General features: G+C 69.6%; 16 protein-coding genes and 2 pseudogenes. 7 read left to right on the forward strand and 11 right to left on the reverse strand.

The annotated features are described in order from the left end of the window. Positions 1-25 precede the first annotated feature (25 nt). A complete protein-coding gene (locus VJT49_RS24970; protein WP_324167345.1) occupies positions 26-1,603 on the reverse strand; it encodes a Rieske 2Fe-2S domain-containing protein in 1,578 nt (525 codons plus the stop codon). Between the two features lie 335 nt (positions 1,604-1,938). On the opposite strand from VJT49_RS24970, the gene VJT49_RS24975 reads away from it, so the two are divergent. The 5 genes from VJT49_RS24975 (at position 1,939) to VJT49_RS24995 (ending at position 9,398) form a co-directional block, all read left to right on the forward strand. Then, positions 1,939-5,811 carry a CHAT domain-containing protein gene (locus VJT49_RS24975; protein WP_324167346.1) on the forward strand — a complete coding sequence of 1,291 codons (3,873 nt, stop codon included), beginning with the start codon at positions 1,939-1,941 and terminating at the stop codon, positions 5,809-5,811. A gap of 14 nt (positions 5,812-5,825) precedes the next feature. Beyond that, positions 5,826-7,445 (forward strand): Hsp70 family protein, encoded by a 1,620-nt coding sequence (locus tag VJT49_RS24980; protein WP_324167347.1) that lies wholly within the window; start codon positions 5,826-5,828, stop codon positions 7,443-7,445. Positions 7,446-7,455: 10 nt separating this feature from the next. Continuing rightward, positions 7,456-8,121: a hypothetical protein gene (locus tag VJT49_RS24985; protein ID WP_324167348.1), complete on the forward strand. Its 666-nt coding sequence runs from the start codon at positions 7,456-7,458 to the stop codon at positions 8,119-8,121. 4 nt (positions 8,122-8,125) lie between these two features. Further along, positions 8,126-8,770, forward strand: a complete 645-nt coding sequence (locus tag VJT49_RS24990) for an RES family NAD+ phosphorylase (RefSeq protein ID WP_324167349.1) — start codon at positions 8,126-8,128, stop codon at positions 8,768-8,770. A gap of 313 nt (positions 8,771-9,083) precedes the next feature. Continuing rightward, the gene (locus VJT49_RS24995) at positions 9,084-9,398 is read left to right on the forward strand and encodes a hypothetical protein (RefSeq protein ID WP_324167350.1); all 315 of its coding nucleotides are present in this window, start codon (positions 9,084-9,086) and stop codon (positions 9,396-9,398) included. A gap of 181 nt (positions 9,399-9,579) precedes the next feature. On the opposite strand, the pseudogene VJT49_RS25000 reads toward VJT49_RS24995, so the two are convergent. Continuing rightward, positions 9,580-9,918 (reverse strand): annotated as a pseudogene (locus tag VJT49_RS25000) (UTRA domain-containing protein); the annotation flags it as partial. Positions 9,919-10,399: 481 nt separating this feature from the next. Here VJT49_RS25000 and VJT49_RS35440 point away from each other — a divergent pair. After that, positions 10,400-10,702: pseudogene (locus VJT49_RS35440) on the forward strand (YceI family protein); the annotation flags it as partial. A gap of 170 nt (positions 10,703-10,872) precedes the next feature. Here VJT49_RS35440 and VJT49_RS25010 read toward each other — a convergent pair. From VJT49_RS25010 to grpE, 9 genes are read right to left on the reverse strand one after another with little or no spacing between them, the layout of a single operon-like run. Next, a complete protein-coding gene (locus VJT49_RS25010) occupies positions 10,873-11,508 on the reverse strand; it encodes a vWA domain-containing protein (RefSeq protein WP_324167352.1) in 636 nt (211 codons plus the stop codon). Positions 11,509-11,518: 10 nt separating this feature from the next. Beyond that, the gene (locus VJT49_RS25015) at positions 11,519-13,078 is read right to left on the reverse strand and encodes an Hsp70 family protein (RefSeq protein WP_324167353.1); all 1,560 of its coding nucleotides are present in this window, start codon (positions 13,076-13,078) and stop codon (positions 11,519-11,521) included. Further along, positions 13,048-13,233 (reverse strand): hypothetical protein, encoded by a 186-nt coding sequence (locus VJT49_RS25020; RefSeq protein ID WP_324167354.1) that lies wholly within the window; start codon positions 13,231-13,233, stop codon positions 13,048-13,050. The genes VJT49_RS25015 and VJT49_RS25020 overlap by 31 nt, the downstream gene beginning before the upstream one ends. Further along, on the reverse strand, positions 13,230-14,819 hold the full coding sequence (locus VJT49_RS25025; RefSeq protein WP_324167355.1) for a TRAFAC clade GTPase domain-containing protein: 1,590 nt from the start codon (positions 14,817-14,819) through the stop codon (positions 13,230-13,232). Before VJT49_RS25025 ends, VJT49_RS25020 begins: the two co-directional genes overlap by 4 nt. A 3-nt stretch (positions 14,820-14,822) precedes the next feature. Further along, the gene (locus VJT49_RS25030) at positions 14,823-17,240 is read right to left on the reverse strand and encodes a GTPase-associated protein 1-related protein (protein ID WP_324167356.1); all 2,418 of its coding nucleotides are present in this window, start codon (positions 17,238-17,240) and stop codon (positions 14,823-14,825) included. Then, on the reverse strand, positions 17,237-18,424 hold the full coding sequence (locus VJT49_RS25035; RefSeq protein ID WP_324167357.1) for a zinc ribbon domain-containing protein: 1,188 nt from the start codon (positions 18,422-18,424) through the stop codon (positions 17,237-17,239). The genes VJT49_RS25030 and VJT49_RS25035 overlap by 4 nt, the downstream gene beginning before the upstream one ends. Then, positions 18,424-21,075 (reverse strand): hypothetical protein, encoded by a 2,652-nt coding sequence (locus VJT49_RS25040; RefSeq protein ID WP_324167358.1) that lies wholly within the window; start codon positions 21,073-21,075, stop codon positions 18,424-18,426. The genes VJT49_RS25035 and VJT49_RS25040 overlap by 1 nt, the downstream gene beginning before the upstream one ends. Before the next feature lie 2 nt (positions 21,076-21,077). Further along, complete coding sequence (locus VJT49_RS25045; protein WP_324167359.1) at positions 21,078-22,748, reverse strand: Hsp70 family protein; 1,671 nt, start codon at positions 22,746-22,748, stop codon at positions 21,078-21,080. Beyond that, complete coding sequence (gene grpE, locus VJT49_RS25050) at positions 22,741-23,322, reverse strand: nucleotide exchange factor GrpE (protein WP_324167360.1); 582 nt, start codon at positions 23,320-23,322, stop codon at positions 22,741-22,743. The genes VJT49_RS25045 and grpE overlap by 8 nt, the downstream gene beginning before the upstream one ends. Before the next feature lie 436 nt (positions 23,323-23,758). Here grpE and VJT49_RS25055 point away from each other — a divergent pair, with 436 nt between their 5' ends. Next, complete coding sequence (locus tag VJT49_RS25055) at positions 23,759-24,694, forward strand: helix-turn-helix transcriptional regulator (RefSeq protein WP_324167361.1); 936 nt, start codon at positions 23,759-23,761, stop codon at positions 24,692-24,694. The last annotated feature ends 38 nt before the right edge of the window (positions 24,695-24,732 follow it).

A 24,732-nucleotide genomic window follows, 5' to 3' on the forward strand; every position in this document is an offset into this window, starting at 1 on the left:
CGGTTGCGCCTTCCGGGGACGAAGATCAGTCCTCGGGGTCCTCATAGGGTTCTCGCGACGCCAACCGCTGACCGGGCACGGCCCGCCGGGCCTTGATTCGACGGTTCTTGGCCGTGACGCAGCGACCGGTGGTGAGATCGAACTCGTAGCCGTGCATGGTGCAGCGGAGCACGTCGCCGCGGACCTCACCGAAGTACGTCAGGTCGGCCTGCCGGTGGGGGCACCGCCGCTGCACCACCCAGCCGCCGAGCTGGATCTCCTCGACCTCGTCCTCCTGCTGCGAATACCACTGCTCGACGTAGGTCATTTTCTCCGCGGACAGGGACTTGAAGAACGTGTAGACGAACTCGTTGTACGGGCCGATCCTGGACGCCACGAACCGCATGCCCAGGAAGAGGCTGTTGACCCAGTCGGTCTCGTGGTCGGCGATCAACCGCTCGACCAGCGGACGCTCGATCCGAAAACGGTATCGGCATTTTTCGCCGGCCAGCGGACGCACTTCACGGTCGACGAAGTCGACGACGATCTGCTCACCCGCGGAGGCGTCGCTGATTTCGAGAAGCAGTTGCGCCCCGACCCCGGTGCAGACGTGGTTCCCGATTTTCATCAGCGGTTCGAACCACGCCTTGATTTCCGTCAGGACATCGACGCCGGGAACGGGCCACGACTCCTTCTCCTCCCGCATCCGCCGTCGCACCCGGTCCGCATATTCGCGCAGGTAGCGCGCCTTGTCCCGGTATGCCTCGAGTGGGTCGCCGGGATGAGTGACCGAGCAGTCGCCGCCGGAAATCTCCAGGACGCTGCCCGGTCCCATGAGCACACCGTTGTCCTTGCCGTTCCGCGCCAGATAGCGAAGGAAGACCTGGTGGTCGGGAAACGGGTTCGACGCGTCTTCGGTGACGTCGTTGTACCGCATCAGGTCGTCGTCCAGGAAGGCCGGGGGCCCGGCAGAGGGGACCACATACCGGGCGTTGACCTCGCTGACATACCGGTACGCGCGCGCGAGACCGTTCGCCCGCTTCGCCGCACCGAAATTCGCCTTGGCCACCTCGGGCAACTCATACACCACCGGCCACCAGTTCGCCCCGGAAAACTGGAGAAAGTGGGCGTCGTAGGAGCCGAATCTCCGCAACGCGCCGAAATCGACCGGTTTCGCGTCGTTCTGGTTCAGCACGCGCGCGTGGCCGTCATCGAGTGCGAGTAGTGAGTCGCCCATCGGACCGTCGCTCGGTGACACCAGGGCCACGATCATCACGCGGAGCCCGCCGATCTCGACGGGTTCGGCGTTCGGCAACTGGAGGAAGTCCCTGAATCCGAGGTCGCGAAGGGCGTTTTCCAGATCGGAAGTCCGGTAGCAGGGCAGCAGCACGGTGGTGTCGCGGGAAACCCGCTCGCGAAGATGGTCCGGATCGAAGTGGTCGCGGTGAAGATGGGAAATGTAGAGGTAGTCCGGGCTCCGGCAGGCGGCCCAGTCCAGGTGGCTGTTGTCGGGGAACGGGAACCAGGACGCGAAATAGGCCGGCGTCACCCACGGATCGCACAGGACGGTGCCGGCGGCCGTCTCGATATGGAAACCCGCGTGGCCGATCGAGGTAACCTTCATCGCTGCCCTTCTCGTTTTCCTCAGTGTGGGCAGCCCGCAAACCCGGGGGAAGAACGGCGTGCGGCGTTCACTCGATGATGTGTCACCTATGACGCGCTTGTGACGGACCGCCCCGGGAACCACCAGCCGGGGGGCCGGCCACCAGCTTGTTCGGCACCCGGCTCACACGCGTCCCCCCGGCGCGAACTGACCGACGCGCAGGCGTGGCTCCGGGGCCTCCGCGACGACCTGCTGCCCCCGGGCGACCGGGGGCCCGCCCAGCGGAGGTGACAACTTGTCGCCATCGAAGCCGTTCGGCCACCGGTCCACCTCCCGCGCGGATACCCTCGGTTCCGATGACTGAAGATCCTCCAGATCCCGCCGCCGCGCTGTGGGCCGAACTCGACGAGGCCGTGGCGCGGGACGATACGGCGGCGGTCGTCGACCGGGCCGAGCGCCTGCTCGACCTGCTGCCCCCGGACCACCCGGAGCGCACCTATCCGCTGTTCCACGCCGGGATGGCCCGCCTGATCCGCTACGACAGCCCGGGTGGCGGGGCCGCCGCCGACCGCCGGAAGGCCACGTCCCACCTGCGGACGCTGCTGGCGCTGCTCCCGCCGGGGCATCCGGTCGCGCCGGACGTGTCGCTGTGCCTGGGTCTGCTGCTGTCCCACCGCATTCTCCTGCGGCCCGCGAAGCCGAGCCGCCGGCTGCCCGAAGCGATCGCGGCACTGACCGCGGGCCGGGTGTCGGGCCTGCTCCAGGACACCGCATTGCACGCCCTGACCGGCTACCGGCTCGGCATGCTGCTCGCCCTGAAGTACCTGACGGCGGGGGGAACCGACGAAGAGCGCAAGGCGGCCGTAGCCGAACTCGGCGCGATCCTGGCGTCCCCGGACACCGACGCCGCGACCGGCGATTTCTGCCGGGTGATGATCTCCCAGCTCGAACTGTTCGCCACCACCCGGGCCGAGTTGCGGCAGGGGACGGACCGGCTGACCGCCGAACTCGTCGGCCGGATGCAGTGGCAGGGCCCGCTGATCACACCGGAAACCATCGAATCGGCGCTGCGGCAACTCGAAGGCGTTTCCGAAGAAACCGCCCAAATCCCTTTCGTCGCGGGAACTCTTTCGGTGCTGAAAGCGCTGGCACTGCTCGAGAAAGGAATGAAGGGCCAGGAGCTGTCGCCGGAAGATCTGGACCAGGTGGCCGCTCTTTTCGACGAAGCCCTTGCCGGCGAGGAGCCCGGTAGTCCCGACGCGGAGACACTGGACGCTCTCAAGGCCATGGCCCTTCTGTACCGGGCGCGGCTGAGCGGCGAGAACGGACTGGCGGACCAGGCGACCGACCGGCTGGCCGAGGTGCTGGACAAGCTCTCGGGCCATCCCGCGTTCCCGTTGCTCCAGAGCGTTTACGGCAACATGGTGGCCACCTCGAAAAGCCTCCCTCGTTCGGCGGAGGAGCTCACCAGGGCGGCCGAGGGGCTGGAGCAGGCACTGTCCCGGATGCCCGAGGATCATCCGGAACGGACGGCGGTGACGACCCGCGTCGCCGGCATGCTGATGCGAGCCGGAGCGCTGAACCAGTCTCCCGAACAGATCGAACGGGCGCGTGACCTCCTCCCGGACACGCTCGACGGCGGATCCCCGCTCGGCGAGGGACTGAGAACCCTGATGTCGAGCTGGGCCGACGGAATTCAGGGCACGCTCGAGACCAACGCCGACCGGCTGACCCGGGCGCTCGACCAGACACGCCGGGCCTCGGCACTGCTGCCGCCCGAACACGAGCTGCACAAGGTGCTGGGCGGCGCGGTCGCGGGCTTGTTGGGGATGCGTTCCATGACCACCGGCAGCCTGGAGGACATCGACGCCGTCCGCTATCACCTGCGGAATTCTCCGGCCCCTTCGGAAGAACGCCTTCGCTGGATCACGCCTTACCTGAACGTGGCGGCCGAGCTGAAGCGCCACGAGCACCGGATGACCCCGGAAATGCTGGACCGGATGATCGGCGAACTGGAGGAGGTGGACCGGGCGGCGCCCGAGGAGATCCGGCGCCTGATCGGCGGCGCTCGGCTCACCAACGTTCTCCGTATGTTCCGCAGCGCCGCACGGGAAGACGGTTTCGATTTTCCGGCGTCCGGCAAGGCGCTCGCCGATTTCCGCGCTGCGGCCGAGGCGGTCCTCTCCGCTGGGCCCGGCCTCATGAACTGGGACGCCGAGGACGGCATGGCGCTGGTCGGTGCCGGATTCGCCGGCCGCGACCTGCGCATGCTGGACCGCGGTATCGCCATGCTGGCCACCCGGTGCGCGAACGAATCGGCGGCGCCCGCGGAGCGCCTGCGGGTGCTGGGCTGTCTCGGCCAGGCTTTCCGGAATCGTCATCTGCTCAGCCGCGCCGGCCGCGATCTCGACAACGCGATCAGCCGGTTCGAAGAAGCCCGGCTGCTGACCCGGCGCGAGTCCGGCATGAGCGACGCGGCATCGATTTTCATCTCGCTCGGCGAAAGCTACTTCATGCGAGGCGACGAAAACCGCCACGACCCGTCACGGGCCGTTTCGGCCGGGCTCGACGGGCTGCGCCTGCGCATGCAGGAGGTGCTGTTGCAGACCGGCGCCCAGCGGCCGCTCGACGCCGCACTCGCCGCCGCGGGCGAGGCGGCGCAGGTCATGCGGTGGTGTGTCGCGGCGAAAGAGCACGAATCGGCGGTCCACGCGCTCGAACTCGGCCGCGCGATGGTACTGCACTCCGCGACGGTCGACGCCGACGTGGCGACCCTGCTGCGGGAGAACGGGCACGACGACCTGGCCACGGAATGGGAAGCCGAGAAACAGGATTCGCCGTGGGATTCGCTCGAGGGCGGCACGCTGCCGGGCGAGCTGTCGGCCGCGCAGGTGCCCAGCGACCTCCGGCGGCGCGTCCTGGCCGCGGTGGAAGGCACCGAGGCCGAGAAACGGCTGCTGTCGCCGCCTTCGGTGGCCGAAATAGCCGGCGAACTGCGGAACGCGAACGCCAATGCCATCGTCTATCTGGTGCCACGGGACGAGTACGGCGACGGGCTGGCGATCGTCGTGCGGCCTGACGGCACGGTGCGCGACCTGCCCCTGCCCGGGCTACGCGCGGGCCGGAACGGGGTGATCGACTCGTTCGAGGCCGCGCAGCAGGCATTTCAGGCCGCTCCGCCTTCCGGGGGTGCCACCCCGGGCCTGGGGGCAAGCCCCCAGACCGCTCCGCCCTCTGGGGATGCCACCCCCAGACCCCGTTCGGGGGCAAGCCCCCAGACCCCCACAGAGGACAAACCAGTCCAGCGACGCTGGGAGGACGCGGTGACGGAACTGGGCGAGTGGGCATGGACCACGGCGATGGGCCCCCTGTTCGCCGACACCCTGGCCGAACCGCACGCCCGGCCCGCCCGGCTGGTCCTGCTGCCGGTGGGGAAGCTCGGGGCCGTGCCGTGGCATGCCGCGCATCGTGAGGTGACCGGGGGCCGGCGCTACGCCTGCCAGGACACGATCATCTGCTACGCGGCCTCCGCCCGGCAGTTCGTCGACGCCCGCCGCCGAAAACGACGGCCCTGGCAGAGCGCCCCCGCGCTCGTCGAGGTCGCCGACAACCTGCTGTGGGTTTCGGAAGAAATGGACGAACTCAACGAGCACTACTACCCCGAAGCCGTCCACCTCGGCTCGTCGGGCCGGGTCCGGCCGGAGGACGTCAAGGCGCAGTTGCCCGGCCCGAACGGCGCGAGTGCGTCCGTACTCCATCTCAGCTGCCACGCCTACCGCGAGGACCCGCCGATCGACACCTGGCTGAAGCTGAGCGGAGACAGGCCCCTGCGGGTGCGGGACATCCTCCGGCATACGCGGAACAGGCCACCGGACGCGCCCGGCGGCCTGGTCGTGCTCGCCACCTGTGTGAGCGACCTGACCCACTCCTCACACGACGAGGCGCTCACCCTCGCCACCTCGTTCCTGGCCGCCGGGGCGGTCGGTGTGCTCGGCGCCCGGTGGCCGGTGCGGGACGTGCCGACCGCGCTGTTCATGATCATGTTCCACCACTACCTGAACTCCGGCTACGAAGACCCGGCCACCGCCCTGCGCGCCACCCAGCTGTGGATGCTCAACCCGAAACGGCGGCTGCCGCCCGGCGTGGGCGGGTTGCTGGCCGACGAACTGTCCACTGTGCCCCTCGACGCGATCGCGAGCTGGGCCGCGTTCACCTACCAGGGCAGGTAGGAGAAAGAACGGAAATGGCCTCCACAGAAAAGATGGAAAAGACGTTCGGCATCGACCTCGGCACCACGCATTCCTGCATCGCCTACGTGGACGAAACGGGAAAGCCGGTGATCGTGCGGAACATGCTCGGCGAGGACACCACCCCTTCGGTGGTGTACTTCCCCCAGCGCGAGCAGGTCGTGGTGGGCACGTCCGCCAAGGACGCCGCCATCCTGGCGCCGCACCTGGTGGCACAGCTGACCAAGCGCCTGATGGGGCGGGAGAAGATCGCCGGGAGGTACCACGGCCGGGAGTACTCGCCCGAGGAAATCTCCGCGCTGGTTCTCAGGGAACTGGTCCAGTCCACTCGGGACGCTACAGGGATGACCGTGCGGGACGTGGTGATCACGGTGCCCGCGTACTTCGGCGTTGCCGAAAAGGAAGCGGCGCGGCGTGCCGGTGAGATCGCGGGACTGAACGTGCTCGACGTGCTCGCCGAACCGGTGGCCGCCGCCCTGCACTACCAGACGGTCGAGAAGGACGCCGGGACCCGGCACGTACTGGTGTGCGATCTCGGGGGCGGCACCTTCGACACCACGGTGATCCGGCTGGAGGGCGACGACGTGCGGGTCGTGTGCACCGACGGCGACCCACGGCTCGGTGGCGCGGACTGGGACGCCGAGATCCGCCAGTACCTGCTCGACGCCTTCGCCGCGCAGCACCCGCGGCTCGATCCCACCGCGGACGAGGAGTTCATGCAGGACCTGCAGAAGACGGCCGAGCAGGCGAAGAAGGAACTGAGCCGGATCATGACCCGGAAGGTGGACCTGCGCTTCGCCGGCGCCGTCGCCCGGACAGAACTGACCAGGGCCAAACTCGAAGAGCTGACCGCCGGGCTGCTGGACCGGGTGGTCGAGATCACCGAGCGGACCATCGCGCTGGCCAAGCGCAAGGGCGTCGACCACTTCGACGACACCGTGCTGGTCGGGGGCATGTCGAAAATGCCCGCGATCTCCGCCCGGCTGAGCGAGCGGCTCGGGCTCGCCCCGCGCCACCACGAGCCCGATCTCGCGGTGGCCAAGGGCGCGGCCCTGTTCGCGCTCCTGCACCGCGCCCGCAACGGGATCACCGCCCAGGTGGCCGACCAGCTCAACCTCAGCGAGGAACAGGTCTCCTCGCTGGCGGCCAAGAAGGTCACCACGGTGCTGCCACGCGCGTTCGGCGTCAAGGCGGTCGACACCCGCGATCCGCTGGCCATGACCAACCCGATGAAGGCCCGCCAGATGATCGCGCACCTGCTGCCCGCGAACACCCCGCTGCCGGCCGACAGCGGGCCCTACCCGTTCGCGGTGGCGGTGAACAACCAGCGCATGGTGGAGATCGAGGTGTGGGAGCAGACCAGTCCGCACGAATCCGACGAGCTGACCGACAATGCGCTGGTCGGCCGGGGCATGCTGCGCAACCTGCCGCCCCGGCCCGCGGGCTCGCCTTTCGACGTCACGTTCTTCATGTCCGAGACCGGAAAGCTGACCGTGCACGCGGAGGAACCCACTTCCGGCGCGCAGGTACGGTTCGACCTCCAGATCGGTGGTATGGACCAAGCCGCGGTCGACAAGGCACGCGCCGGTATCGCACGGCACGACGTGCGCGGCTGAGGGGGATTCGGTGGGAACTCCGGAAGCGCTGGAAATCCTCGCCCGGGACTGGGACGGCGTGCGGTCCCTGCTGGGCGAAGCGGACCTGCGGCGGGTGTCCGAAATGGTCGGTGAACTGGCCGATGAGGCTGTTCCGGACGCGATGCTCAAACGGTCGAACGACCTGGCCCGGTTTCTCGCGAGGCGGCTGCCGCGTGAGCATCCCGTCCGTCGCGCGCTGGCCGACACCGGGACCAGGTTGGCGTCGTCACGCGATCCGCGGGAGCTCTCGCGGTGGTCCGCCAACCGGGAATCCCTTCGCCTGGCTGTGCTCGACGACGGTGTGCCGAGCGCTGAGGAGGTGGCGCGGAGGGCATCCGAATGGCTGCTCGCCACCGAGTCGCTGAGCGAGCCCGAAGTCCGTGACCGCGGCTGGGATCCCGGCGATCCGGGCCTGATCCGGCTCGACCGCGACGACGGTGGCCGCCAGTGGCCCGCGTTCCAGTTCACCGCCGCCATCGTCCCGGCGATCAACCAGATCCTCGACGCGGCTGGCGATCCGTGGGGCGTGGCCGACTGGTGGCTCGGCGAGCACGCCCGGCTCGGGGACGCGCCGGTGCGGCTGATCGGGCAGGTGGCCGACCAGGTCCTGGTCGACGCCGCGATGGCGGAACGCCCGGCTGCGGAGGAGGACTAGCGACGTGCCCGACTACGACCCGCCGGCCGACTACGACGGCACCCCTCGCCGCTACCTGCTGCCCGCCGGTTCGACGCTGTGGCACATCCACCCTAAGAACCGGAAGGCGACCGACTTCACCCCGTACCGCCAGGGCCGCCGATCCGGTGCGGGCCGGTTCGACGGTCCCTACCCGGCCTACAACGCGGGCCTGGATGCCGCGACCACACTGGCCGAGCTGCTGCTCGGCAGCATTCCGTTACCCGCCAAGGGCTTCCGCACGCTCCGCCGGGCGAGCGTCGCGGGCAGGCGGGTCAGCGCGGTAGCGACAGCCGCCGAACTGAGCCTGGTGAGCCTGTGCGACGCCGTCGACCTCGCCGCCGTCGCGCAAGACGTCTGGCTCATCCACGCCGAGGACTGCCACGACCCCCGCGTCCGCCGCTGGGCCGAGTGGCTGCGCGCGCAGGCGCCGTGGGCGGCGGGCTTCATCTGGCCACCCCGGCGAGACGTGTCGCAACGAGCGGTGGTGCTGTTCGGCGATCGGTGCGATTCCGGTGCGCTGGACCCCGAACCGCTGTTCGGAGTGGATCTGGACGACGAGTACGGGGCGGTGTGGCTGAACGGGATTCTTGTCCGTTACCGGGTTCGGATCATGCCACCGGCGAAGTGACGCGTGCCCAGGTAGTCATCGGGTTGTGGCGGTGACGCTTATCGCGAGGCCAAGCAGGTGTCGGGATCCCTTTGCCCACAGGCAAAACCGACTTTTCGTACGGGGGTAATCGGATGCGCAGCGGACCGCCGCCGGGCGGTGTGATATCGCACTCGCGGAGTCGGCCGGTCCGATCTTCGAAACCCTGCGCAGGGCAGCAAAGGACAGTATCGACCGCTTCGAGGCGCTGCCCGCAGCCCCTGCGGGAGTGTGGCATGATCCCGACCCCATTCAAGTTTTGGCCAGGAGTGCCGAACACCAGGAGAGCCTTTCCGTGATCGCCCGCGAAGGCGACCGGTTTTGGCTTATTCAGCAGGCCGCCGAATACGTGAGGAGTGCTGCTGGCTTTGGCAGTGAGCGGCAGGAAGACGGAGCACCACGCTATGCGCTGACGTACCGCAACTGGCAGAAGTTTAGCCATCTTCGAGATGGCGACCTTGTGACCACACATAAGGATCTTCGCCTGTGGCGGTGCGTCGCCGAAGGATGTCGGCCTGGTCTCTGGTATCCCCAGGAAGTCGGCGCGCTCACGGCTGAGGAGAAGTCGCCCGCGGGCAAGCTCCGGAACGTCGGTGCGGCCGTCTGGTGACCGTCGCATGTAGACTGGTTGTATGGGCGTTAACGCCGTGACGACAGCGGAAAAGCGCGGCCTTGATCCGACCAGCCCCATGATTCGGTAGCCGTCGCTGCGCCCACACAGCAGCCCCCGCGTTCACGGCTCGTCTTCCGCACTTTGACGCGGGGGCTGTCTATCGTAGTTGGCGCGTTCTTTATTCCGCTGGCCACTCGTAGCCGAGTCGGTACCGGTCGGCCGGTAGGATCATGTCGTTGCATTCCAACGGTGTCCCGTCTTCGCGGTAGGCGATGCGGGTCACGGTCAGCACAGGCGTACCGGGCGGAAGCTGAAGCTGTGAGCGTTCCTCGGCTGTCGGCATCCGCGCGCCCACATCCTCAACGAACCGGCCGATCGTGTGGCCCTGGTCTTCCAGCCGCGCGTATGCGCCACCAGGACCGGTGTCCACTTCCTCGATCACCGTTCCGCGCGTGAACATCCGAGGAAGCCGCGACACGGCAAGCTGCACCACCAGGCCGTTGGCCCGCATCACCCGGCTGGACCTACCAGATGGACAAGACCACCGGCAGGATCACCATCACCACCCCGACCGGTGATCAATACACCAGTCATCCGCAGCCCCTCCACGAACCACGCCCCAACCCCCTCCCCCAGCCCGACACCGATCCGCCGTTCTAATGCGCGTGCCCGCGGCCGCCGCGATCACCAGGATCGACATGATGAAATGACACACCGCGCCAAGCTCCCGGATTCGTTACCACGGCAATGGTATTTCCGCAGATCAGCGGCCTATTTCAGGTTAGGCGATGATTGAGGGGATCGATAGGGGTTTCCGGTGCGGAGACCGGTGTCCGCTCCAACCGCGGCCGGAGCGATGCCACGCTCCCTGTGGATACTTCACGGGGGTAAGCACGATGAGTGCTGCTGACAGCGGTAACGTCCACAGGCGACGGATTACTGCTGGCGTGTACACCATCGATCCCGCGCGATCAGTGATCTCGTTCCAGACCAGAGCGATGTTCGGGTTTCTGTGCGTGGCACGTTCGACGTCGACAGAGGAAAGGTCACGTGGCGGATCACGTCGCGAAGTCCACGGTCGAGTCCGCGGTGTCGGCTGCCGGGTCTCGAGTGGTAACGCCAAGCGTGACGAGCAGGTTCGCTCGTCGGACCACCTCGACGTCGAAACGCATCCGCATTTCCCGTTTCTCAGTGAGCGCTTCGAGTGGTCCTGTGACCAGGGGATACTGCTCGGGCGCCTGACCGTCAAAGGGGTTACGCAGCAAGTCACTCGGGGCATCACAACGGTTTCCGGCGACGAGCACGGCCTCACCGCTCGGGCCACCACGGCAACTGACCGCTTCGCGTTCGGCGTCAAGACGGCCCCGGGCATGACGGGTCGCAAGCTCCGCTCCCGACGACGCCTACATCTGGTATGCGACAACCAGAAGCCAAACCACTTGGTGCGCCGCCAACGACATCGGGCTGGTGTTCACCCCGTCCAACCGCCGTTCTTCCGGCGCATGGTCAGGCCCTTGGCCATCGAGGCGATACCGGCCCCGATGTGCTGTTCGCCGGTGATCAGCTGCTCGTCGTCGTGCTGGCCCGGACAGGTGAGCTCCGCCAGCGCTTCGGCGGCTCCACGGCCCAGCCCCCGGACCACAATGCGGACGCCCATCGCGCACAGTTCACGGGAGAGCATGACCGCCCGCCGCCGGTTGCCGAGGTCGCCATCGCCGAAGACGCACAGTACGCGGTCGCCGGTCAGCGGGCGGAACACCTTCAGCGCCTGTTCCAGCGCCGGGACGATATTGGTGCCGCCCGAACGGACCGAAGAACGCAGTCCGGACAACACCTTCTCGCGCGAGGCGTCCGGCGCAACGTAGCGGGCCACCTTGTCGTGCCACAGCACGATCCCGCACCGATAATACGCGCCCCACGCCTCGGTGAGGAACTGCTCACCGCCTTTGATCGCCTCCCGCAGCGGCTTACCGGTCATGGACCCGCTGACGTCGATGCACAGCAGCACGGTGCCGCCGTATTTCGCCTGCAGCGCGGCCAGGTGCGGTCCCGGCGGCGACTGGGTCAGCCCGATGCCGTCGAAGTTCTTCCGCAGCCACGAACTCATGCGAACCGCCCTACTGCCGGATTTCGAGCGCCCGGAGCGCACCGGCCAGCTCCCGAGTCGACTCGGCGTCCACGACACCGTCCACATAGGCCTGAAGTTCCAGGGTGCCGCCGCCACGGGGCTCGCGCGCGGTGACGCTCAGCAGGCCGTTCGCGCTCACCCGCAGGGTCACCTCGATTTCGGAGCCCGCGGCGAGCGGCGGCAGCCCGGTCAGCTCGCCGTCGAGCACCCGCCGGTTGTCCGCGACCACCTCCGACGGCACGTCGCCCGCCTGCTCGAAAACCTGGATCCGTACCCGGTCCTGACCATCCACAATGGTGCAGAAGGTTGCCGTCGCGCTCGCCGGGAGCGGATCGTTGCGATGGACCGTGTGCTTCACCAGACGCCCTTGCCCGGCCGGGTCGCGGCTGTCTTCGAGCAGGATCCCGAAACTGCGCGGCACCACGGAATTGGTACGCCCAGCACCAGCACCAGCACCAGCACCGGCACCGGCACCGGCGAGCTGACGGGCCCGGATCGCCGCGCCGTAGGCCACCGCGAAGTCGGGTTCCGCGAGTTTCGGCGTGAGGCCGAGCCCGGCCTTCACCGCGCCGGCGATCGCCGGCAGTTTGCTCGCGCCGCCGACCAGGATCACCTCGCGGAGCCGGCCCGCCCCCTTCGCCGCGGCCGCCTCGAGCACCCGCGACACGATGGTCATGGTCCGTGCGACCAGGTCGGCGCCGACCCGCTCCAAGACGGCGCGGTCGAACGGGACCGTCACGGCGGCTCCGCCGCAGCGCAGCACCACCGGTCTGGAGGTCTTGCGGCTCAACTCCCGTTTCGCGGTTTCGGCGATCAGCCGCACCTGCTGGAGAAACGTTTCGTCTTCGTACGGATCGACGTCTTCGGCCGCCTCGGCGAAGCTCTCCACCAAAAAGTCCGCGATCCGCTCGTCCCAGTCCGCGCCGCCGAGCCTGCTGTCGCCGTCCGTCGCGACGACCCGGACGCCGTCGGCGGACACTTCCAGCACGGTGGTGTCGAAGGTGCCTCCGCCCAGGTCGTACACCAGAATCGAACCCGGTGAATTCGCCCCCGCGCCGTAGTGCAGCGCCGCCGCGACCGGTTCGCTCAGCAGTTCCAGCACCTCGATACCCGCCAGCCTCGCCGCCTGGAAGGTGGCTTCCCGCTCGCGGATGCCGAAATAGGCGGGCACGGTGACCACCGCGCGCACCGGCCCGTCCTCGCCGAGTTCCGCCCGCGCGTCCTCGACAAGGCTGCGCAGGATCAACGCCGACACCGATTCCGGGGTGTGCTCGACACCGTGGAACAGCAGCGCGAACTCGGTGCCCATGCGCCGTTTGATCAGCGCGACCGTGTTGTCCGGATCGACGGTGACCGCTTCCCGCGCGGCCGAGCCGACCACGACCGAATCGCCCGACTCGAAGTGCGCCACCGACGGGGTCGTCGGCTCGCCGAGGCGGTTGGGCAGCACGACGGGACGGCCGTCGCCGCCCACCGTGGCCACGGCCGAGAACGTGGTGCCGAGATCGATGCCGATGATCAAAACAGGTGCCAGCCCATTTCCGTCCACCAGTTCCGGACGGTCTGGGCAGCGGACGACATGCCCTGCCAGAGTTCCGGGATCGCCTGGGAGAGACCGTAGCCCGCCGCCGCGAACAACACCAGCAGCACGGCCAGCAACACCGTGCGGTGGGCCACATAAGCGGGCGGTACCGAACGCTTCACACCGTCTCCTTCTCACCATCCGGCACGCCGGGCACCGGCGCGGATGTCAGCCCGGCGAGCCAGCCGAGCGGGTTGCCCGGCGAGCGCGCGTCCCCGGCCGGGATTCCGGACACCGAGGCGGTGACGAAGTACCGCACCTCACCGAAATCCCGTTCCGCGGCCAGCACGAGGTTGTCCAATCCCGCCTGGTTGAGCCATTCCTTGCACCTGGCCGGCGAGAGGTCGCTCGCCAGGGGCAGGCCCGCGAGCAGGTCGGCCTTCACCACCGTCACGGCCAGCCTCCGCTTGCGGGTGTCGACGCGGTATTCCCGCAGCCGCTGGGCCGTCACGTGGTACACGCGCTCGGGGTCCTCCGACGCCGGATTCGCCCGCGCGATCAGGCCCACGTCCTCCCCGAGCTGGTCGCGAACCCACGGCACGGAGAACGGGTCGACCACGAACACCATCCCCTGCGCGTGGTCGAGGAATTCCAGGCCGCTGTTCTCCTCGCGGTCCACATAGATCTCTCCGGCAGCGTCGAACAGGTGCAGCAGCGCCCGTCGCCGGCCCGTGGTCAGCCGCACGGTGAGCGCGCCGGGCACCTCGCCCGCCGGGGTCTTCACGGTGTCCGTGCCGCCGGTGATGATCGCGCTGCCGTTCTCGAAGGCCAGTTCGCTTTCGTCGTCGACGAAATCCAGCCTGCCCCCGGTCGCCGCGAGCGCGTCGCGCAGCGCCATGATCCCGGCGTACACCAGCCTGGTCTTGCCCGCGGAAACCGGCCCGAACACCGGCACGCGGATCTCGGTGAGCGCGGCGGTCCCGGCGCGCATCGACTTGCCGCAGCGCGGGCATTCCGGGGTGGTCCGCAGCGCCATCCGCAGCACCGTCGTCGGCAACCGCCTGCCGCAGTCGCACCGGCGCCACACCCCGCCGAGCCGGCCGGGCCGGATGTCCCGGTGCGTCTGGCCGCAGCCGGCGCAGCGGAAGACGGGCAACGGGCTCACGTGGTGGCAGTGCGGGCAACTGGCCGGACTAGCGCCACGGAGCCGGCGCACAAGCTGGTCACCGCCGCGCAGGAAACCGGCGAGCAGCGCCCACGGAACCCAGATCGCGAACAGCACGAGGCCGCCCGCCAGCACGATCGCCGCACCGCCGGCCAGCGCGCCGACGCTCACGCCGAGCCACAGCGGGCAGGCGAGCAACAGCCCGGGAACCCACGCGAAATCTTTGTTGTCGAAGAAGTCGCTGATCCACTTCCAGCCGCGGCGCACGGCCTTGACCGTCTCCGTCCACACGCGACGGAGGTCGGTGCGGCCCTGCGCGACGAGGTAGCTCGGCCAGGCACGGTCACGACCGAACGGGTTGTTCCCGCGAAGTTCCGGCAGCCCGGCCTTGCCGTCCGCGACCATTTCCGGGGTGATGACCGGACCACCGGCGACCACCGCACGCACGGCCGTCACCACGGCCAGGAGGACACCGAGTCCCACCGTCGCGGGCACGGCGACCACCAGCCCTGGCAGGTAGAACAGGAGGAACCCGGCCACCAGGAGCCAGATCGCGAGATAGGCCGCGACCAGCCCGACCGCGGCCAGGATCAGGTATCCCATGGCTCATCGCTCCCGTCCCCGGCGGCCGAGCCGCCAGCCCGGCGTCCTCTCACCGTCCTTTTTGGCTTCCTTCTTCGTGTCCTTCTTGGCCGCCTTGGCCTCCCGTTCCACCTCGATGCGCTTGTTGCGTGCGGTCTGCCCGGTGGGACCGGCCTTGCGCCCGGCGAACTCGCGCCAGCCGGCCCCGTCGTCCGGATCGAGATCGGCAAGCAGCCTCCCGACCTGCTGCACCTGCTGCGCGTCCGCCGCCTTCACCCACCGCCGGAGCCGCGTTTCGAAATCGAGGGCAACGGATTCCGGACAGTAGCCGATGGTGAGGTACGCGAGCGCGGCGGCGGGCTCCGCGACGGCCGAGGTGTGCCAGATCTTCGGCAGCCGATCCGCCAGTAGCCGGCACAGGCTCCGGTGGCTTCGTTCGAGGACGGCGGCGGCCGCGGCGAGCGGCATCGCGACCAGCGCGTCGGTGACCTCGCGGGCCCGCGCGGCCAGCACGGTGGGGGGCACGCCGGGCAGCGGGGCCCCTGGGCGCTCCTGCGAAGTCTTCAGCCAGGTTTCGAGCGCGCCGTCCTGCCCGGCCAAGTGGTGCAGGTGAGTCCCCGCGGCGAGCACACCCTGAGCCTCCACCAGCCTGATCACTTCGAGGTGGGCGGCGGCCGGAGGCTCGCTCACCACCTGCTCGAGGACACGCAGAACCTGGTGCACGGGCCAGCCGGTCAGCCCCTTCGGCGGCAGCGCCTTCAGGTAACGCGACAGCTCCTCGAGGGTGGGGTCGCCGAAGAGGAACAGCGCCCGCCAGATCAGGCTCGCCAGATGGCCTTGCCGCACGTCGCCGAGCACGTAGTCGACCATTTCGGACCGGGTTCCCGCTCCGCCGCGCTCGACCGCCGCGGAAATCACCGTCGCGTCGAGCAGGTCCGTCGGATCGTTGACCCTCGGCACGAAAAGACGCCACCAGTGGGCACGGATGTCCTCGGCCACCGGGGCCGCGGGGGGCCGCTTCAGCCGGCTGTCGAACTCGTCCCGCAGCAGGTCCACCAGCTCGTGACCGCACGACCAGGCGTCCGGATCGAGTCCCGCACCCGGGTGGTCCGCCCACCACCGTACGAACCGGTGGGCGCCGTCGTGGAACCCACCGATGCGCGGCTGGACGCCGAACCGGGCCGCCACGCGCAGCAGGGCGTCCATCCGTTCCGGATACGCGGCGTCCGCGGCGGCTTCGGCCAGGCTCGCCAACGGCTCCGTCTCGCCCAGCGAAGCCGTGGTGAACGGCGCCAGTTCGGCCACGAACAGCATGCGGCGGACGCGCTCGGCGACCGGCCACCGCAAACCCGCCGCCCGCATCGCCTCGTCCAGCTTCCGCAGGGCGGCCGCATCGGGCCCGCTCGCCAGCACCGCCTCCACCACCGGCTGCGTCAGGTCCTCACTGGACTGTCCTATTTGGATGGAAAGCCAGTCGGTCAGCAGGCCGGCTTCGGTGGGCTCGCCCAGCGTCACCACTCCCGCGGCGGAGAAGTCGGCGGCCGAGGCCGGTTCGCCCGCCCCCCTCGTGCGGGCGAACTGGTGGGCGAGCTCGATCGCGTCCACCACGTCGTAGGGGTCCTGGCGGAGGAACCGGGGCACCCAGTGCCGGGCCGCGGGAGCCGGGGTGACGTCGGAATGCCTGCCGGTGGCCAGGTTGAACACGATGAACCCGTGGTCCCGGCCGGGATCGGCGAACTGCCCCGCCCACTCCTGGTGCAGGGCGAGCACGTGCTGCTGGCTCTGCCGGGGATTGGTCGCGAACACGCGGAAACCGACGCGCAGCGCGCGTTCCTGCGGCAGCAGCAGGGTGCCCGCGGCGATCCAACCGAGCACCGCCGACGGGTCGTCCGCGACGAACAGAACCCGCCGCGCGCCTTCGTCGTGCACCTGGTCGAACGCGGAATGCACGGCCAGCAGCCATTCCTCGCCGTCGGGCCTGCCGAGCACCCACTCCCGGATCACGTCGACCCCCCATGGGCCGGTTTCCGGCTCGGCGCCCAGCGGTTCGCATTCCGTGCCCGGCGCCGGTTTCTCCGCCCACCACGGCGCGTCCCACAGCTGTGCGGGCCTGGTGAAGCCGTATGCCTCCGAATCCGCGGTGGCGAGCGCGTGCGTGAACTGGTTGCCTTCCCGCACCCCGTTGGCTTCCGCGCCGAGATACACCCCGCGAGCCGTCGCGTAGAGGCCGTCGAACACGTGCGTCAGCGAGGGCGGATAGTCGGCGACGGGACGCTGTTCCCGCATCCACGACACCGGCGCCTCGTACAGGGAAGTTCGCTGGACCAGTGCCATCATCTCGTGCGTGACGCCCGGGGACACGGCCTGGAACTGGAAGCCCGCGCCGCCGCGCAAACCCTGCCCCGGCAAGCAGTCGGTGTAATACAGCGAATGAAAGGTCACGGGTTGCTCCTCGCCACGACCTTGAACAGCCCGAGCAGCCACAACAGCGGCTCGTCGACGCGGAACGGCCGCACCCCGCCGGCGTCCACCCGGTTGCGGTCGTAGTCCGGTTCGGCGCCCAGGGAAGAGACCGCGAAGTACCGGAAACTCTTGTAGTGCGCGCGAAGGTGGGCGTCGATGTCGTCCGCGTCGAGTTCGGCGAGCAGGGCACGCAGGTGCTCGTCGGTGTCGCGGCCGTGCGCCTCGTCGTAGTACGGCCCCGCGTCGGGCGCGCGCAGCAGCGGATGACCGTCGCCGAGCACCGGGAAGAACGCGTCGATCTTCGAGAACACCACGGCCACGGGGATCTGGATCTTCCGTTTGGCCGGCACGGCGTGGCTGGTGCGCAGCAACTCGGTGATCCGGGTGAGCACGTTGATCGGCGGCTCGGAGTCCCGCCTGCCGGCCGCCGGGACCTTGATCCGGTCCTGCGCACCCTTGAGCTGGAACGGGTCGAGCAGCACGATCAGCCCGTCGGCCGAGGTGAGGTAGGCCTGGGCGTTGACGAACTCCTGGGTCGTCATGTCCTCACCGGCCGCGTCGTAGAACGACAGCGTGGTGGTGCTGTGGACTTCCCGGCCCAGGCTGCGTTTCGGCTGCCGCCACTGCAGGACCAGCGGCACCTTGATGCCGTCCGCGGCGCTCGCGGTGGACTCGAACAGCCTGCTGTCGGTGAACAGCGCCTGCTCGTAGTCGGCCAGCCAGTCGCTGACCGAGCCGATCCCGCCCTGCTGGTCACCGGCGAACCAGATGTCCGCGGCGAACCGGCGGCGGATGTTGTGGCGGATTTCGTGGGCCAGGACGGTGGTATAGACCGTTTTTCCCGCGTTCTTGCCACCGACCATGCCGATCAGCGGGCTGCGGCTGTCCGCGAAGTTCGCCGGGAGCGGAGTGTGGCAGACCGGGCAGGCCCGGATACCGCTCGGGGTTCCGCAGTCCGGGCACGGCACCAACCGGAGTGAACCGGACGGGGGCCGCGGGAAGGTCGGCCAGGACGGCGACGCGTACCCGGTCAGTCGCTTACGCTCTTCGTCGACCGCCTTCGCGCACCGCTGGCGCCCCGGCGTCACCCGGCCCGTGCACTGGAAGTGGAGTTTCGCCAGTTCGATGCGGTGATAGCAGTACGGGCAGGCTACTTTGGACATCACGGCACCTTCAGCTGGGAGGTCGGGGGATCGACGAGCCGGACGGCGCCGTCTTCGACGAAACAGCGGACCCAGTAAGGCCGCTTCAACCGGGGAAGCACGGCGGTCAGCTCGACTTCCCCGCCGGGGTGCAGCGCGTGGTCACCGCGCAGCAGCACCCGCCCATCGGCGGGCCCGCGGGGCATGATCCGGCCCTCCGCGGCGACGACCAGCACGGTGCAGCGGGACACGAGCCGGTCCGCGGTGAGCTTGACCCGGACGGTGCCGCCGCCGAGCACCGGCCTGCGCGCGAGTTCGACCGTGTAGCCCACCGTCGGCGGCACCTCCGGCACCACCAGCTCCACACCCGCGGAGCGGCACTCGCCGTCGGGGGCGGACATCAGCGTGCGCACCACGACCTCGGCCCTGCCAGGTCCACAGTGGACACGGCAGCCACCGCCGGACCGGTACTGCTGCCGGGTGATCCGCTCCCGCCCCGACTTCCCCCCGCCGTTCCAGCGGACCTCCGCCATGCCGGAGTCGTCCGGCCACTCCCAGGACAGCACCACCTCGTCGCCGAGCCGCTGGGCGGACAGCCCGCGGACGTCGAGCGTGACGGCCAGCGCCGCTTCGTGCCCGCGGATGGCGCCGGAGGGGCCCAGCGTGAAGGTGACGTAGTGGAACCGGCCGAGGGGCACGTCGGCGGTGAGCACCTGCCAGCCGTCCCGGTCTTCCCGGTAACCGGTGACCTCTTCGCCATGAGTGGCGAGGTCGGCGGAGCGGATCACGTCACCGAACTCCCACCGGCACGGCGTGGCGGCCCGCCGCACCACGACCTCGGCGTCGGGCTGCTGCCGCCAGCTGATCTCGACCCGCGGCCCCGAACCGCCCGGCACGGCGGCGAGGGTGAGCGCGCGGACGGGCCGCGCACTCGCCTTGCTCGTCGTTTTCTCCACCACCGGGCGGGAAACCGCCTCGGTGCCGTCGGCACGACGGTAGCGGGCGATGAAGGTATAGACCAGATCGGTGCCATCCGGGATTCCCGCGTCCCGGAACATGGTCCGGGCGGACTCACTGACGACTTTCCCGTCTCCCCGGCGCACCTGCACCCCGATCGCCCCCGGATGCACCGTCCACCGGCCCTCGACGACGCCGTTCTCGACGGTCAACCGGACATCCCGGACCGCGGGCAGCGCTTCGATGGTCACCCCGGAGGGCCGGGACCAGGCTCCCCCATCGGTCGAGGCGAACACCGCGTAGCCGAGCAGCACGCCGGCGGGCGCCGTCCGGTCGAGGCCCACCGTGCCGTTTTCCACGGTGGCCACCGCCGTCCCGTCATCGGGGTCGGCAGGCACCCGCCCGTCCGCGCGCACGAGCCGGTACCGGGTGTCCTCACCGTGGGTCGGCGCCGCGCGCCAGGACACCCGCACCCCGGCATCGGCAGTGGATGCCGCGGCGAGCCCGAGCACCGGTTCGGGCGGAATACGGCGGATTTCCGCGGCCAGGTCCTCGTCGTCGGCCGCGAGCAGGGCGGCCCGGCGCAACTTGTCCAGCGCGTCCGCCTCGACGCCGGCACGCAGCGACCGGCGGGCCGCGTCCCGCAGTTCGCGCACCTTGGTCACCTGACGTTCGACCAGCGCGGTGGCCGCGGCGGCGTCCTCGGTGCCGGTGACCGTGGCCAGTGCCTGCTGCGCGCCGGTGAGCCTGCCCGCCTCGAGCAACGCCCGGATCTCGTCCAGGCCGGTCATCCGGGCCCTGCCGGATTCGTTGAGCACGCTGAACACGGCCTGGCAAGCCTCGTCCCGGTCGAGCTTGCTCCGCAGCAACTGGGTGAGCAACGCGCTCGGCGGCGCCCCCTGAGCGTGGTGCTTGCGCACTTCGTCGAGCAGGTGGAACAACGTCAGCCCGCGCAGGTCGACACCGCTGGCGGCCGCCGTGGCCAGAATGCCGAGCGCTTGGCGTTCCGGCTGGTTGCCCGACCGCCGATCTTCCCGGGAAACGGCGGCCCGCACGGCTTCCGCCGTCAAGCCGTGCGGCGCCGGGGGCCGGCAGCTGAACGTGTCCAGGATCCGGAACCCGGTCACCTCCCCGTGCACCAGCTCCACCACGCTGGTCAGCTCCGCGTCGACCAGCTGGCCGGCCAACGTCCGGTAGGTGGTGCCGAGCAGGCCACTGGACTTGGGCAGCTCGCGCGGGGCGGCGCCGCGCACCCCGGCGGTGGCCAGCGCGTCGCCGACCTCGTTCGGCGAGAGCGCGCCGTAGGTGGCCCGCACGGTCGCGTCGAGCTGGCCCGGCGTGATCAGCCCGAGCTCGCCGAAGTTCGCGCGGAGGGTCTTCGCGAGCTCGTCGATCTGACCCTGCCGCGCGCCCGCTCTCGTCCTGGCGTATTCGCGCCACCACTCGGCCTTGGCCAGCTTGTCCCCGTGCCGGCGCTGAAGGCCGTCGTCCGCACGGAGGAACGCCTTGTAGATCCGCTGGGCATAGCCGGGCCGCGCGATCCCCTTGTTCCACTTCGACCTGACCTCGACGAGCCGCCGCGCCACCTCCGCGTCGGACATCCCGGGCTCGATCGCGTACCGGGAGACGAGATCGTCGGGCAGCTCGCGTCCCGACCATCGCCGCAGCGGCTTGACGACCGTTTCCTCGTAGGCCTTGGGGTCGAAGGGAGCCATGATCAGCTCAACACCGTCAGCGCGGACACGCGGTCGGTGGCCTGGGCGAGCTGTTCCTCGGACAGCACACTCACCCGGACCTGGATGTTCAGCGTCTTCCCCGTCGACGGTTCGGTGGCGTCGACCGTCAGCAGGCCCTCGTCGTCCACCCGCATCTCGATGTGGATCGGCGAGCCCACCGGCAGCGGGGGCAGCCCGTCGATCAGCCCGGCCCCGTCGGTCAGCGGCTTGTTCTCCGCCAGTTCCTTGCCCGCCTTGGCCCCGGACTGCTCGTAGAGCTCGATTTCCACCTGCCGCTGGCCTGCCACGACGGTCGCCGCGGTGAGTTCGCGGGCTCCGGTCGGCAGCGGGTCGTTGGCGTGCACCAGGTGCGCCACGTAGAACTTCTCGGGGTGGTTCTGCCAGTCCGCGGCGGAGGTGTCCTGCAGCTTGACCCCGAAGGCCTTGGGCAGCACGTTCCGGGTCTCCTTCGCGATCTGGCGCAAGGTGTTTTCGGAGATTCCGTGCCTGGCCGCGACCTGCTCCACCACGTCCGCCGCCGCGGATTCCGCTTCGGCCGCCGAGGTGGCCTGTTCCCTGGCCTCCTGCTGCTCCTTGTGCACCACCCGGCCGAGCGCGTACAAGGCCGCGCCCCTGGCCACCGCGAGGTGCGGGTCGTGCAGCCTCGGTTCCCAGCCGAACTCCGCCTTGAGCCGCTGCGCCACCGCGGGCATGCTGGTGGATCCGCCGACCAGCAGCACATCGTCCACTGTGGCCTGGGGGTCCTTCTCGCGGAGCGTGTCCAGGGTGCGCTGCACGATTTCGATCGTCTTGTCCAGCAGGTCCTTGGTGAGCTGCTCGAACTGGGCGCGGGTGACGTCGATCCGGGCGCTCGCCCCGGCACCGCGCAGCGCCACCGGCCGTGAGTCTACTTTGGACAGCTGTTTCTTGGTGTTCTCCGCGATCGTGGACAGGGAGTGGACGAACTCCTCGTCCTCCTCCGGGTCGGTGCCCGGCGGCACCTGCTCGGCGAAGGCGGCGAGCAGGTGGTCGCGCAGCCGGGCGTCCCAGTCCGCGCCGCCGAGCTGGTCGTCGCCGTCGGTGCAGATCACCTCGATTTCGGTCTCCGACACGCGGATCACCGTGGTGTCGAAGGTGCCGCCGCCGAGGTCGTAGACGAGGATCGTCTTGCCCTGCGCCCCGGTCGTGGCCTCGTAGTGCAGCGCCGCGGCCACCGGCTCCGGCACGATGCCGATCACGTCGAGCCCGGCGATCTTCCCGGCGTTGCGGGTCGCGTCGCGCTCCAGCATGCCGAAGTAGGCGGGCACGGTGATGACCACGCTGGACACCTCGCCCCCGCTGTAGGCGGCCGCGTCCTGCGTCAGCTGCCTGAGAATCAGCGCCGAGATCGACTCCGGCGTGTACTCCTGCCCGTCGAACTCGAAGACCGCCCTGGTGCCCATCTGTCGCTTGATCAGCGAGACCACCCGGTCCGGTTCGGTGGCCACGGACTCCTTGGCCACCGAACCGACGACCACATTGGACTCGTTCTCGAAGTAGACCACCGAGGGGATGGTCTCCAGGTTGTCGGTGTTGCGGCACACCGTGGGCCGCCCGGTCTCGTCGACGTAGGCGATGGCCGAGTAGGTCGTGCCCAGGTCGATGCCGAAGACGCGACGATTGTGCTCAGACATCGGTGTTCCCTTCGCTTTCCGGGTTTTCCGCCGAAGTCCAGCGCCGCACGTGCACCCGCGACGGTGCGGTGACCCGGTTCGTCTTCGTGTCCAGGTAGCCGTCCGCGACGACCTCGGCGATGGTGCCGTCTTCCTCCTCGGACGCGGCCTCGACGACCTTCATCGCGCGGTGCTCGCGGGGCGAGAACGCGGCGCCGATCTCCGGGCGGACCGGCACGCTGCCGCAGCGTTCCAGCGCCAGCTCCACGCTGAGCGCGAACGATTCCAGCAGTTTCGCCGCCTGCTCCGGGCCGAGTTCGGCGGGCAGGGTCCTGGCCTGGTGCAGCAGATCGGCGCGCAGGCGCTGCAGATCGGTGACCACCGGGCGCAGCAGGATGCCCTCCTCGCCGACACGAAGCCGCTCCACCTCGGTGTGCAACTGGTCGATCACCCGTTCCCTGGCCTCGGCTCTGGCATGCTGGCCACGCATCTCGTCGGCCAGCCCGGCGACCGCCTTGACCAGTTCGGCCAGTTCCGGCCGGTCCTCATCCCCGGGCGGACCGACCGGCGGCTCGTCAACAACCGCATCACCCACGACGGCAGCTCCTTACGATTTCTCCCCGGACCACTTGGCATGGACGCCGTCGGGACCTTACCGGTTCCGGGCCGGTTTTCCACGCTCTCGCCGGCACCGATGGCATCTTGTTGTCACCGAGGGCCAACCATCCTTTCCCGCCGGGCTCCGATCTGGTATCGACCCTACGGGGAGGAGGATCAAAGCAGCGACCGTTTCCCGTTGCCGATCGTCCGGGAAACCGGGAAACCCGGCGACTTTCGGGCGCGGCAAACGCATTCTGGGACCGGAGATATTCGAATCACGGGTGCGGGCGGCCAGGCCGGGACACCCCCGGCGCCGGGCGATCACGACGGCCTGCCGCCCCGCCCCCGTGACGCATCGTGCTCGGTCACCACAGGTGCCGGTCTCGCGTTGACGTTCAATCAATCAAACAAACAACAACCGGGGAACTGTGGTGCACGGGAACAATCGGGTTGGGCCCTTGGCCGGGCTGGTGAGCCCGGCGGCCGAAGCGCTGTTTCTGCGGCTCCACGCCGACGGCGTGGCCCGGATCGGCGACGGAATCGACGAGGCCGACCTCGCCGGTGGCGCCGCGGGCGAACTGCTCGACCTCGGGCTCGTGGTCCGGTCCGGGCCCGACGGGGAGCTGATCCGCCCCGTCGGCCAGCCCACCGGGCTGCGGCTGTTGCTCGACCGCCGCCAGCGGGAACTGGCGCAGGCGCAGCGGCGCGTGCTCGACGGCTGGGCCCGGCTGGTCACCCTGCTGCCGGACTCCGACGTCCCGGCGGGCAGTATCGGTAGTGTCGGCAGTATCGGCAGTGTCGGCAATGTCGAGGGGATCCTGCCGCTGACCGAGCAGGACCAGGTTCTCGCGCGTGCGGCGAAACTGTGTTCGTCGGTGAAACACCGCCTGCGCGGCACGGACACCGGCGCTTTGCTTACCCACCAACCCGCACCGGCCGTCCGGACCCAGCTGATTTGCCGGGCCGCAACCGCGCGGCCGTCCGGTCACGTCCGGCTCCGGCACCACCTGCCCATGACCATGCTGCACGTCGATGACGTGGTGGCGCTGGTTTCCCTGGACCGGGCCGCCCAGGCCGGGGTACTGGTCTGGGCGCCGGGCCTGCTGGCGGCGCTGGCGGAATGGTTCGACCTGCTGTGGGACGACCCGGCCACCCTCGCGCCACCCGCCACGCCGGACCGGAGCCTGACGGCCACCCAGCGCCAGGTCCTGGAGCTGATGGCCGCCGACGCGGACGAAGTGATCGCGCGGCGGCTGAAGATCAGCATCACCACGGTCCGCCGGCACGTCAAACACATCTACGCCACACTGGGCGTGGACAACCGGTTCGCCGCGGGCGTGGCCGCCGTGAAACGAGGCTGGCTCTGACCGCGAGTCCAGCTCCCGCGACACCCGAGTCGGCCCTT

Origin of the sequence: Amycolatopsis sp. (genome assembly GCF_035276945.1) — a bacterium.
In the GTDB taxonomy this organism is placed as follows: Bacteria; Actinomycetota; Actinomycetes; order Mycobacteriales; family Pseudonocardiaceae; genus Amycolatopsis_E.

What these genes read in the sequence shown, in the direction of transcription:
- VJT49_RS24970 (WP_324167345.1), bottom strand. Translation starts at nt 1,603, where the DNA reads ATGAAGGTTACCTCGATCGGCCACGCGGGTTTCCATATCGAGACGGCC.
- VJT49_RS24975 (WP_324167346.1), top strand. Translation starts at nt 1,939, where the DNA reads ATGACTGAAGATCCTCCAGATCCCGCCGCCGCGCTGTGGGCCGAACTC.
- VJT49_RS24980 (WP_324167347.1), top strand. Translation starts at nt 5,826, where the DNA reads ATGGCCTCCACAGAAAAGATGGAAAAGACGTTCGGCATCGACCTCGGC.
- VJT49_RS25010 (WP_324167352.1), bottom strand. Translation starts at nt 11,508, where the DNA reads ATGAGTTCGTGGCTGCGGAAGAACTTCGACGGCATCGGGCTGACCCAG.
- VJT49_RS25025 (WP_324167355.1), bottom strand. Translation starts at nt 14,819, where the DNA reads ATGGGATACCTGATCCTGGCCGCGGTCGGGCTGGTCGCGGCCTATCTC.
- VJT49_RS25035 (WP_324167357.1), bottom strand. Translation starts at nt 18,424, where the DNA reads ATGTCCAAAGTAGCCTGCCCGTACTGCTATCACCGCATCGAACTGGCG.
- VJT49_RS25040 (WP_324167358.1), bottom strand. Translation starts at nt 21,075, where the DNA reads ATGGCTCCCTTCGACCCCAAGGCCTACGAGGAAACGGTCGTCAAGCCG.
- VJT49_RS25045 (WP_324167359.1), bottom strand. Translation starts at nt 22,748, where the DNA reads ATGTCTGAGCACAATCGTCGCGTCTTCGGCATCGACCTGGGCACGACC.